Annotated in this window: 10 protein-coding genes and 1 pseudogene; 5 read left to right on the top strand and 6 right to left on the bottom strand. The window is 36.9% G+C overall.

Annotated features, from left to right (window positions below; translation table 11 throughout):
• From ACNI3T_RS03550 to ACNI3T_RS03535, 4 genes and pseudogenes are all read left to right on the top strand, one after another.
• Window positions 1-603, top strand: a pseudogene (locus tag ACNI3T_RS03550) (TonB-dependent receptor); the annotation flags it as partial.
• 4 nt (window positions 604-607) lie between these two features.
• Window positions 608-1,771, top strand: a complete 1,164-nt coding sequence (locus ACNI3T_RS03545; protein ID WP_418226652.1) for a DUF4249 family protein — start codon at window positions 608-610, stop codon at window positions 1,769-1,771.
• Entirely contained in the window at window positions 1,772-3,454 is a 1,683-nt protein-coding gene (locus tag ACNI3T_RS03540) for a hypothetical protein (protein WP_418226651.1), read from the top strand.
• Between the two features lie 133 nt (window positions 3,455-3,587).
• Window positions 3,588-4,241 carry a class I SAM-dependent methyltransferase gene (locus tag ACNI3T_RS03535; protein ID WP_418226650.1) on the top strand — a complete coding sequence of 218 codons (654 nt, stop codon included), beginning with the start codon at window positions 3,588-3,590 and terminating at the stop codon, window positions 4,239-4,241.
• A gap of 321 nt (window positions 4,242-4,562) precedes the next feature.
• Here the strand turns inward: ACNI3T_RS03535 and ACNI3T_RS03530 are convergent, their stop codons facing one another.
• From ACNI3T_RS03530 to aceB, 3 genes are all read right to left on the bottom strand, one after another.
• Window positions 4,563-4,778: a hypothetical protein gene (locus tag ACNI3T_RS03530; protein ID WP_322302079.1), complete on the bottom strand. Its 216-nt coding sequence runs from the start codon at window positions 4,776-4,778 to the stop codon at window positions 4,563-4,565.
• Window positions 4,779-5,372: 594 nt separating this feature from the next.
• Window positions 5,373-6,992: an isocitrate lyase gene (locus ACNI3T_RS03525; protein ID WP_418226649.1), complete on the bottom strand. Its 1,620-nt coding sequence runs from the start codon at window positions 6,990-6,992 to the stop codon at window positions 5,373-5,375.
• Window positions 6,993-7,074: 82 nt separating this feature from the next.
• The gene (aceB, locus tag ACNI3T_RS03520; RefSeq protein WP_418226648.1) at window positions 7,075-8,673 is read right to left on the bottom strand and encodes a malate synthase A; all 1,599 of its coding nucleotides are present in this window, start codon (window positions 8,671-8,673) and stop codon (window positions 7,075-7,077) included.
• A 119-nt stretch (window positions 8,674-8,792) separates the two neighbouring features.
• Here aceB and ACNI3T_RS03515 point away from each other — a divergent pair, with 119 nt between their 5' ends.
• Entirely contained in the window at window positions 8,793-10,271 is a 1,479-nt protein-coding gene (locus ACNI3T_RS03515; protein WP_418226647.1) for a helix-turn-helix domain-containing protein, read from the top strand.
• Here the strand turns inward: ACNI3T_RS03515 and ACNI3T_RS03510 are convergent.
• The 3 genes from ACNI3T_RS03510 to ACNI3T_RS03500 all read right to left on the bottom strand — a co-directional run.
• A complete protein-coding gene (locus ACNI3T_RS03510) occupies window positions 10,268-10,678 on the bottom strand; it encodes a hypothetical protein (protein WP_418226646.1) in 411 nt (136 codons plus the stop codon). The genes ACNI3T_RS03515 and ACNI3T_RS03510 overlap by 4 nt on opposite strands.
• A 334-nt stretch (window positions 10,679-11,012) precedes the next feature.
• Entirely contained in the window at window positions 11,013-11,444 is a 432-nt protein-coding gene (locus ACNI3T_RS03505; protein WP_418226645.1) for a cyclic-phosphate processing receiver domain-containing protein, read from the bottom strand.
• 456 nt (window positions 11,445-11,900) lie between these two features.
• On the bottom strand, window positions 11,901-12,316 hold a 416-nt coding region (locus tag ACNI3T_RS03500), incomplete at its 5' end, for a hypothetical protein (RefSeq protein WP_418226644.1).

Here is a 12,316-nt window from a genome sequence, read left to right as displayed (position 1 = left end):
GCAACTGGATCAACACTTTTCATGAATGAGAATATTGAAAGAGATATTATTCAGGGAAAAGGTAGGTCTTATGGCGTGGAGATTTTACTTAGAAAGAACAGAGGAGATCTTAATGGATGGTTGGGTTATACTTATTCCAGATCCATGATACAATTGGATAGTGAATTTGTAAATCAAAGAGTAAATCAAGGTGACTTTTTTCCTTCCAACTACGATAAGCCTCACGATTTTAGTGCAGTCTTGAACTATAAGATCACGAAGCGCTTTAGTTTTTCGACAAATTTTGTATATCAAACGGGTAGACCGGTAACTTTTCCAATTGGTAAGTATGACTTTAATAATTCTCAGTTTGTAGCATATAGTGACAGAAACCAATACAGGATTCCTGATTATTATCGTCTCGACCTCAGCTTTAATGCAGAAGGGAATCATAAGATTGAAAAACTTGCGCATAGCTTTTGGAGCTTTTCAATTTATAATGTTTTAGGTAGAAACAATCCATATTCTGTATTCTTCGTTACAGATGCCGGTGAAGTCAAGGCCTATCAGAGTTCTATATTTGCGATACCGGTTCCTACAATTACGTATAATTTTAAATTTTAATTCCGTGAGTCTGTTTAGAAATCTAACATATCGTATCCTCTTTGCTCTCGGTTTAACGATTAGCCTGGTCTCATGTGTGGAAGAACTGGAATTGGAGTCTGAGAATTTTGAAAGTATTGTCATCATTGAAGGGATACTGACAGATGAAATGAAAAATCAGGAGATATTGTTGAGTAATAGCTACGAACTGGATGAACAAGGGCCATCAGCACTTAGTAATGCAGAAGTCATGGTTCAATCTTCTGAAGGCGAGACTTTTAATTTTAGTGAAGTGGAGCCTGGAGTTTATTTATCTGACATTGAGTTTGGAGCCAGGCCTAGTGTTGGATATAGGTTAAATGTCATCACCTCATCGAATACTTTCACCTCTACTGAAGTTGTAGGAGAAGAACCTACTTCTTTAGATAATATAGAGAGTCTAGAAGCTAAGGTGAATGGAGTTGACGGGGTCGCTATTGTCGCTACAGCTACTAATGATGCTCCTAATAGTTATTATAAGTATGAATTTGAAGAAACTTATAAAATACAATCACCCTATGAAAAATTTAATGACCTTATAATTAACGAACAGGGAGAATTCGAAGTAGTACCTAAACAGAATGAAGAATTTACATGTTATAATACTTTGCCTTCTCAGTCTATAATTATTTCATCCACCTCAGAACTAAGTTCAAATAGCGTAAACAGTAATTTGATAAACTTTCTTTCTTCTGAAGATGTCAAAATTGCTTACCGATATAGCATTCTGGTAAAACAATTAAAGATAAATGCAGATGCTCATGCCTTCTATACTACGCTTAGAAACCTTTCTGAGTCTGAAAATATCTTTTCTCAATATCAACCAGGTTTTTTAAATGGCAACTTAGAATCTGAAGGGAGCAGCGATACTAGGGTAACCGGTTTTTTCACCACCGCTGCGACTGCTGAGCAGAGATTGTTTTTTAACTATACCGATTATTATGATCCAATAGAGAATCCCAGACCTGTTATTTATGGTCCCTGTGAAGAATATGTGCCTACCGATGAGGAGTTGAGAGAATTTCTAATTTCAGGATCTGTTAGATTTTTCCTAGAGGAAAATCCTGGTATATACTCCGTGATTATAGCACAATGCGTTGACTGTAATTTCTTTGGATCAAATATAAAACCAAACTTCTGGATAGATTAAATGAAGATTTTACACTTACATATTGTCTGTATTCTTTTACTTATAAGTAATACGCTTAGCTCTCAGGAAATAGTGATTGATCTACAAAATCCTCAAAGACTGTCAGAGAAAGTGTTTGTGCACTACAACTCGTCGATGCTTATACCGGGTGAACGTTTGTACTATAAGGTTTACAATTTCAATCCAAATAGTAATGAGCAGTCTGAAATAAGTAGAATAGTTCACGTTATGCTTATTTCCGAAAACGGAGAAAGGGCCTTTACACATGTTCTGGATCTTAAAGATGGAGTTGCGTATTCTGATTATCTGGTACCTTCTTCTTTAGCTACTGGAAATTATTCGCTTATGGCATATACGAACTGGATGCTGAACTATAAAACCCCGGCGTTTTTTGAGGAAGATATCGTGGTGCTAAATCCCTATTCCCCAGGTTGGGAGAACAAATTAAAAGAAATAAAATATAATCGATCTAAAGATTCAGTAGCAAATAATAAGGTGCTTTCAAGCTCGATAAATTTCGATAAGAATACCTATGGAAAAAGGGAAAAAGTTTTGATTGAATTAAATCTCCCGGACAGTATTAGTTATTCAAATCTTTCATTATCTGTAAATAAATTTGAACAGGTTTCAGTATCCGGTCCCGGAAAACTGACTGAAAGTAATAAGTCATCATCAGGTGAATTTAACCTTAAACATTATCCAGAATATAGAGGCAGACATTTCACTGGTAGTATAATTGATTCCGTTGGTCAAAAAATTCCAGGAAAAAAAACGCTGTTTTTCAATCCAGCTTCGAATTCTTCAAAAGTTAGAATTTTCGAAACTAAACAGGATGGTAGTTTCGATATTCAGATCTCAGACATAATCGATTATAAGGAATTTGAGCTATTTACTATAGAAGATGAAAATAATGTAGTAGTTCTTGATTCAATTGGGCCTGATTTTCAAAATACTTATAAAAGTTTAGCTGAAGGATTGTCAGTCGAAAACCTGGGGGATTTTAAGAAAAAAGTCATACACTTCCAGATCGAAGAATCATATAAGATAGTAAAGTCAGATTCTGTTATGGAATACAAGGGAAAGGAAGACTTTTACGGTAGTCTGGCTCAGGAGTATATATTAGATGATTATACCCGATTTAGTACCATGGAAGAGACACTTACGGAGATAATCACTGGTGTAAGATTTGTGAATGGTGGTGTTGGAAAGCAGATAAGAGTTTTAAACTCAGGGAATACCAATACTATTGGTGGTATCCCATTAATCCTTCTTGATGGTAAAATGGTCAAAAACCATCAGACGATATATGATCTAAATCCTGCGACAGTATATTCCATGGATGTTGTGCGGGATAAGTACTATTTCGGTCCGGAGTTTTATCAGGGAATTCTTTCCATCAGGTCAAAGCCCGACTTTACAGGTAACCTGCCTTCGAATCGTTTTCAGATAAGTCCTGCGGAAAGTAAAAAAGAATACTACTTTGCTAAATACGAAGAGCGTGGTCAATTGAAAACAAACGATAGAGTGCCAGATTATCGTCATCAGCTGTACTGGGAACCAGATTTAAAAAGTAGTTCGGTTAAGTTCTACACTTCAGATGTAGAAGGAATTTTTGAGGTAAGAATTGAAGGATTTTATAATAATAAACCAGTTTCAATAAGTAAACGTTTTTCAGTTCAGTAGTTCTTTTTGATCAAAGCATATCTTAATATTTCTTTATTGTCTTGCTTATACGAATGCAGGTATTAAAACCTTATTTTACTCTATTCAAATTTTTTATTATATCTAATCGTATCACCCACAATTGACTCCAACTGTGAAAAATAAAAAACCATGGCCAACCAAAAAAGCAATGGAGCAGGTGTATGCTATGAACTTATGGGGGGAAGGAGAAACTGCTTTTTACTCCGGAAATGGTTCACATGATGAGGTTCTGGTGAAGCCATACATAGAAGTTGTTGGAAATTTTTTAAAGACACATCGCAGCAACCTTAGTGTTTGTGATCTTGGTTGCGGTGATTTTAATATTGGAAGGCAGCTGCTGGAGTATGCAAAGCATTATATAGCTGTAGATATCGTTCCAGCTTTGATAAACAACAATAAGACTCGTTTTGGGTTTGATCATCTGGAGTTTCGATGTCTTAACATCGCGGAAGATGAGCTTCCGGAAGGAGATGTGGTGATTCTGAGACAGGTTTTGCAGCATTTATCCAATTCTGAAGTGCGAAGTGTACTCAATAAAATTAGAGCTTATAATTATCTCTTATTAACGGAGCATAATCCTGAATCTGATTTTATTCCCAATAAGAATATTATTTCTGGTCAGGGAACAAGGTTAAAGAAGAATAGTGGTCTGGAAATTACTAAACCACCTTTCAATTTTAAATTTGAAACCAGAATGGAGCTTCTATCGATTCCAGATCCAAATGGAAAGGGTCTTATAAAAACTACTCTCTACCGAGTGCAGTAAAAATAATAGAAGATTGCCCTTTTCGAGGCCCTGATAGAAAATCCTGGGTAAAATCGTTTATTCGCTCTCAAGTATTTTAATAATCTAAAACCAAGATTACTTCACAATTTGGAATTCGATATTTAGGGTCTGATAATCAATAAGTTAGATAGAAGATAATCGGAATTACACGTAAAATCTGAGTAGAATCGGAAAGAAAGGAATTACCATACCAGGAACAAATGTAGGCTTGCTTCGGAAAGTAGGATTGAGCGAGTTGTAACAAGTTGTTTAACTCGCTCAATTATCTTTTGAAATTCTGTTAATCTGAAGGCTTTCAGATTAGGATTCAAGTCCTGGGATAGGGCTGAACTTACCATTAGTGGATTTCCCAAGAATGATCACATCTTTGATATCGCGGTACTCTTCAATCGCCAATTTTAGTTGATCTACTGTATCCCGGCGTACTTTAACTCCTCCTGTTTTTTTATTTTTGTTTCTAACTTCAATATAATAACCGTCTCTGAGATCTTTCGGTTTTGTAGAAGGTCTGCCCATAATAATTTTGATTATTCGAGATTAAATTAATTTAGTGATACGTATGTAAAACTAAATAGTTATAAACTAGCAATTTGAGTGAATATATAAAATTCAGATCAATTATTCAGCATTGATTTTCAAACTATAAATTAGCGGCTTGAACTGCTAAATATATGAATGCCAACCAATGTTAATAGTAATAACTACATTATTCTATAATTAGGCAAAGGTAAGGAGTCTAAAAATTTATTAGATGAAAATTGCAAAATTTTTACTCCAATAATTCAGAATTTTTTAATTTTTATCCCATAATCTCCTTTAAAGTCAGAATTTAATTTGGAGAATTCCACTTTTTGAAGGTTTTCAAAATAAGATAATGTGATTCAGGTCATTCAGAGCGAGCAGAATTTCAGATACGTCAATTTCCTTAGCATGAAAAATTATAGAGGAAGTTATATCTCTATGAGGCGAACGGAAAAAGTATGCAATATCAACTTATTCAACAGGAATAAATTTCGGCTTTTGTATCAACAATTTGACTCATGATAATATAAAAAAAGCTCCATACATCCTAATAAAATGTATGGAGCTGTCTATTATATAGTTTGAAAATTAGCTTACCAGTTCAAGTTTTTTCCCGGCCATTTTTTCGCTAAACTGATTGCTGGTGTTCTTTTCCCCTCCAGCCTTCAAGGCCTTTTCTCCCGCAAAGAAACTTTTGTGATCATCTCCAAGGTCAGATCCTGCCATTCTCTGATGTTTAACGCAGGATACACCTTTTCTGATCTCTTGTCGCTGTACACCTTCTACATAGGCTAACATCCCTTCTTCGGAAAAATATCCTTTCGTTAGATCGTTCATATGTAAAGCAGTAGTATGATATGTTGGTAGCGTGATCAAATGATGGAAAACCCCTGCTTCTTTAGCTGCATCCTTTTGGAATGTTCTGATCTTCTCGTCTGCACGATGGCATAATTCAGATCCATCATATTCTGCAGCCATCAGGTTGTTTCTATCGTAAGCAGTCATATTTTCACCTTCTGCAAGCATTTCTTCATAAGCCTGATTCCGAAAATTTAATGTCCAGTTAAAAGAAGGCGAATTGTTGTAAACCAGTTTTGCATTTGGAACAACCTCTCTTACACGGTTTACCATATGGGCGATCTGTCTTACATTAGGAGTTGGTGTTTCTATCCATAATAGATCTGCGCCATGCTGCAAACTAGTAATGCAATCCAGAACAACCCTGTCTATATTAGATCCTTCCTTGAATTTATATAATCCGTTTGGTAATCGAACAGGACGTACCAGCTTTCCATTTCTTTTAAGAAGGACATCGTCTTCTTTTGCATCTGTGATATCAATGCTTTCAGCGTCCACAAAAGCCAGGTATTTGGAAGCCAGATCTCCTGGTTCTTTGCTCACCGGTAACTTCTGAGTTAACCCGGCACCTTCAGAATCTGTACGGGCCACGATCACTCCATCTTCCACTCCTAATTCAAGAAATGCATATCTAACGGCATTTAGCTTGGCAATAAAATCTTCATGAGGGACGGTTACCTTTCCATCCTGATGTCCGCATTGTTTGGCATCTGAAACCTGGTTCTCTATCTGAATCGCACAGGCTCCAGCTTCAATCATTTCTTTAGCCAGAAGGTAAGTTGCTTCCTCATTTCCGAAGCCAGCATCAATATCAGCAATAATTGGTACAACGTGGGTTTCGAAATTATCGATCTCGTCCTGTACATCCTCACCTTTTTCCAGCCTCTTAAAAAGATCGTTGAGTTCAACAGCATCTGCCTGTCTCAGGAAAGTATATATTTCCTTTATCAGAGCAGGAACTGCGGTCTTTTCATGCATGGATTGATCTGGCAATGGACCAAATTCTGAACGTAAGGCTGCAACCATCCAGCCCGATAAATAAAGATATTTTCTATCAGTAGTTTTATGATGTTTTTTAACCGCGATCATATTTTGCTGAGCCACGAATCCATGCCAGCTACCCAAGGATTGTGTGTATTTAGAGGAGTCGGCATCATAAGCTGCCATGTCCTTTCTCATAATTCCAGCGGTATATTTTGCAATATCCAGTCCTGTTCTAAAACGGTTCTGACTCATCATTCTTGCGGCATGTTCAGGTTTTACTGAGTTCCAGCTCTCCCCGTACTTTAGTTTAAGATCTTTCACCGTCTCCAGGGCAGATTGATAATTCGATTGCGATAAATTTTCCATAATTTTGTGTTTGATTATTAAGTTTTTTAGAAAGTTTGATAATTAGGTCTCGCAATCTATGCCAGTAGTTGCGAGACATTTTTTATATATGTTTATACGCTGGGAGCGTTAAGAATTCTTCGAATCTTTCAGAAATAACCAGTGTGTCAAAAAGTTTAAAAGCCAATTCAAATTTGGTGTTCTTAATATTGGACTCGCCATATTCGGTAATGATCTTCTCAATTTCATCTTCAAATATTTCAATATAAAGTTCCATATTAAATTTCCTGCCGTCTTCGAGAACCACTTCATTTTTGAGCCATTGCCATAATTGTGTTCGTGAGATTTCAGCAGTAGCAGCGTCCTCCATCAGGTTGTATAGAGCGACCGCACCATATCCACGCAGCCAGGCTTCCAGGTACAGAATGCCTACATTGATATTTTTTCTAATCCCTTCTTCGGTAACCGTTCCATCAGGAATTTTGAGGAGATCCTGCTCTGTTATTTTTAAATCATCTCTGGTTACTGAGAGTTGATTAGCTTCAGGCATATGTTTATCGAACTCCTTGAGCGCAACTTCAACTAAAGCAGGATGAGCTACCCAGGTACCGTCATGACCGTTCATAACTTCTCTTTCCTTATCTTTTCGAACTTTTTCCAATGCCTCGTTATTGGCACGCGGATTATTCTTAATTGGAATTTGGGCTGCCATGCCGCCTATTGCCAGAATTCCTTTTTTGTGACATTTCTGAATCACCAGTTTCGAGTAAGCATCCATAAACGGTGAGGTCATGGTGACCTGATCACGATTAGGAACAACGAAATCAGGATGGTTTCTGAATTTCTTGATATAGGAGAATATATAGTCCCAGCGACCGCAATTAAGTCCAACAATATGGTCTTTTAGTTCGTAAATGATCTCATCTAACTGGAAGCTGGCAGTGATCGTTTCAATCAGTACCGTTGCTTTAAACGTTCCTGTGGGAACATTCAGGTATTCCTGTGCAAATACAAAAACCTCATTCCACCAACGGGCTTCTTCATAGTGTTCGAGTTTCGGCAAGTAAAAGTAAGGGGCTGTACCATTTCCAAGCATCGTTTTAGTATTATGAAATACATACAGGCCAAAATCTACGAGGCTTCCAGATGCTTCTTCTTCACTAATTAAAAGATGCTTTTCGTTAAGGTGCAATCCTCTAGGGCGCACGAGCAAGACTGCAGGGTCCGGGTTCAAAATATAGGATTTTCCACGTGTGGCGTCTTCCAGTGAGATAGTTCCTGCATTTGCATCTTTAAGGTTTTGCTGACCTTCGATCACATTTTCCCAGGTAGGGGAGGTGCTGTCTTCCAGGTCTGCCATAAAAGTTCTGGCGCCCGAGTTTAAAGCATTGATGATCATTTTCCTGTCTACCGGTCCGGTGATCTCAACTCGCCGGTCTTGAAGATCCGCTGGGATTTCACCTGCTTTCCAGTCTCCATTTCTTATGGAAGCTGTTTCAGAAGGGAATTCAGGTACGTTACCGGAATCAAAATGTTGCTGCTGTGCATCTCTTTTCTCCAGAAGAGCAATTCTTTTGTGGTTGAATTTTTCATGTAACGCGATTAGAAACTCTAGTGCATCTTCGGAAAGGATCTGCGGATAGTAATTGGTGACCTCTTTACTGAAGTTTAATTGTAATGAGTTTAGTGTGTTGTTTTCCATAGTATTAGTGTTTTGCATGACAATATTATAATAAAGAACTCAATTAAACAAGCGAACGTTCGCTAAAAGTAATTATTCGCGAAAAATCCATATTCGCAGATTTGTTTATATTTGATTCTATGGAGGAAGATTATATCAAGTTGATTTTTGGATTAAAGTTAAAGCAGATAAGGACTGAGAAGAGTTTATCTCTATTTGGATTGTCCAAACTTTCAGGACTTTCCAAGTCATACTTGAACGAAATTGAGAATGGAAAAAAATATCCTAAACCTGATAAAATCGCTTTACTATCAGATAAATTAGAGGTTCCTTATGATCAAATGGTGTCCCTCAAGCTTGATAAGAACCTCGCGCCAATAGGAGAATTACTTCAGTCAAAAATCCTTAAAGAAATTCCGCTAGAATTATTCGGAATCAAGGAAAGTAACCTCATCGATATAGTTTCCAATGCTCCGGCAAAGGTGAATGCCTTCATTAGCACCATTATTGAAATAGCCAAGCACTATAACTTTAGCAGGGAAAGCTTTTTCCTGGCTTCTGTGCGCTCATTCCAGGAAGCGAATAACAATTACTTTGATGATCTGGAGCAACAGGTTTTAAAATTTTCAAAAGCTTACCAGGTAGATCTTACCAAATCACCAGGTTCTAAAGTGCTTGAGGAGATCCTGGTAGAGGAGTATCAATATGTAATTAATGAAGAGGAGTTAGATAAATTTGAAGCTTTAGAGAATTTGCGCTCTGTTTTTGTTCCGAAAACCAATACCCTTCTGCTGGCAAAGGGAATAGACGAAGCTCAGCGCAGTTTTATATTTGCAAAGGAACTCGCATATAATTACCTCGAAATTTCAGATCGGCTGCATTCTTTTCCATGGATAAAATTTGAAAGATTTGATCAGGTCTTAAATAACTTTTATGCTTCTTATTTTGCAGGAGCATTAGTGATACCAAAGGATGAACTTACCATCCAGCTGGAAAATCTATTTCAGAAGGAAAACTTTCATCATGTTCATTTTCTGAATATGATGCATAATTTTAATGCTTCTCCGGAAACATTCTACCAGAGACTTACCAATATACTTCCGAAGGAATTCAACATTAAAAACCTTTTTTTCCTAAGGATCACGCATAAAGCGGATAGCGGTAAGTTTTATTTGAACAAAGAATTGCACTTAACCCACCATCATTCCCCTCGTGCGAATGAAACCAACGAGCATTACTGCAGGCGCTGGATGTCGTTAAAGGTGATCAAAGAAATCAGTAAGTCTAAGAATTCACACGAATTTGATTTGCAGATCTCCAATTATCCCAGTCATGAGAACAGATACCTTATTTTTTCTTCAGCAACCAAAGATCCTTTTAGAGAAAATCAATTTAGAAGTATCAGCATTGGTTTGCTAATTAATAAACAACTGGAGCGAAAGCTAAAATTCCTGGAGGATCAAAATATCGTAAGAAAAAATGTTGGAGTAACCTGCGAGCGTTGCGCTATTGCCGACTGTAAAGTAAGAAAAGCGCCTGCGATCGTTCTGGAGAAGCGAGAGAAGAACAGTAAAATAGAGTCTATTGTAGATGAATTAACGGCTAAGTTCCAGGCCTAAGAGCTCTTCCTGGTTTTAAGTAAATTGAAGAATACATAAGTGAAGAACAGGAAGAAAATCCAGTCGTTCAGACCATATACCGCATAGAATATTCCCGCAAAAAGATCTTTATCGAATACCTCTGTTATGCTGTTATTAAGATGCCAGTTGATCCATGTAAAACCATAAATAAATTTCTCTATAGCAAAGACCGCGATTAGCCACTTCACTCTATTGTAATTATTGGCGACTGAAATATAAGCCAGACCCCATATCAGGATCATTAATAAGCCGAAATTGGACATTACCACCGGGTCAAACTCAGGAATCACCGGGTTGGTAAATAGTTTTGAAAATAATAGCACCGACATGTTCATTAAACCGGCGAGAATAAATCCTTTGCGAATGCTTGATGGGCTGATTTCCATGTTTTTATTTTAAGTACTTCTGAAATTTAGAAGGATCGTCTTTTGTGACTAAATTTCAGAGGAAAGTTAAGTCTTTTCGGGTCATAAGAAATTATAACTCCAGACTTATTCAGAATACTACATATCTGGGACTTTAAAGAATGGAGATATTTTCTAATTTGGACAGATAGAATTGATTCTGAATGCTGAACGCTATTAAAGGATATTTCCGAAGAAAAAAACAGAGAATTCTGGAGCTGAGAGTGTTGTGCTTAGTCTGAAGATACCGATGGATCAACTATGTTTCAGATGCTTTCAGGATTAAAGGATCAGCTGCCTTCTAATATTTGTACTCCTAATCTGTAAAACTTTTAAAATTCATACGATTAGCTAAGATCAGGTAATTCTTGAGAAGTTTGTTAATACGCGCTTTGCCATCAGGATTAGTGCTGTGAGAAGACCATTGCGGCGGTAGCAGTTGATGAGTATAGCAATAATCGATCAATACTTCGGCACAGTCAAAGCTATTGAATGAATTGCTTAAATCGTAATCAAAGCAAATTGCATCCGGCAACCCATTGGTATGGATCCAGGTTTGGAATTCAGTGATCTCTTTCAGCCATACAATATTGACTTTACGCCCAATGGGACTGAATGCCAGCCAATCCATTTTTTTCTCAAGGGGATCTATTCGGTCATCCAACCATATGAGTGTTTTACGATGAGCTTTTCTGTCTCTTTTAATGGCAACTGTGGCTAATTCTTTTATAAAAACTGGTCTATTCAAAGTAAAGAGATTCTGCGACCCAATTGAAAATAAGTCTTTGAGGTTCAAAAGATTCCGAAGAATATGACTGTGGTAAGCTTTCATTAAAAGATATCTCAAAGGTTGGTGAATTAAAAACAGAGGAGGCTATAGTAAAATGAACCCGGGATCTCTTAAATTTTCTGAATTCGCAACACAAGAAAAATGAATAGCATGAAAATGGCTCCAATAAACAATACGGTATACAGGTTTTCTTCCCAAATGCGATAATAGAATTCCTGATGTAGATAAATTGACCTGCATAAAACGGCAGCGATCACTAAACACAAGCTCTTGTAAAATTTACTTTTCATAATATTGATCTTTAAAAAACCAGATAGCCCGCGCATTAATAGTGCTGAAAATTAACTTCTTCTCTAAACCCTACGAGAAGAAAATGGCGATGACTATCTGGACCAACTAGGTTTGTTGAATTAATTAATCTAAAAACTTTTCAATCCCATCCTTCAAAAAGCAGAAGGCTGAATATTTTATATTCCGCACCTCATTCAGGTGCTTTTCAATTTTTTTACGTAAAACGATATGAGCATTAATAAAAGCATGGTCACACTGTATATCATCACATTCATTCATCTCATCCAGCTTGGGAAGAAATTTCTGACAGGTTTTCAAAATTCCGTAATTGACCTCTCTTAGATCCTGGAATTGATCGAAGAGATATTCAGCATCAACACGATTTACCTTTGTTCTTTTAAGAAGTGAAGTATTAAAAATATCCAGGTAAAATTCAATTTCCTGAGCCACAAAATCCAGTTCGAGTTTCCATTGTCTAACCTCATTTTGAAGCCTGATCGTTTCTATCTCCTCTTCACTGTGGTGTTCCTGAATGTTGC

The organism is Christiangramia qingdaonensis, assembly GCF_048381525.1.
Classification (GTDB): Bacteria; Bacteroidota; Bacteroidia; order Flavobacteriales; family Flavobacteriaceae; genus Christiangramia.
This window is presented reverse-complemented; position numbering and strand designations above follow the sequence as displayed.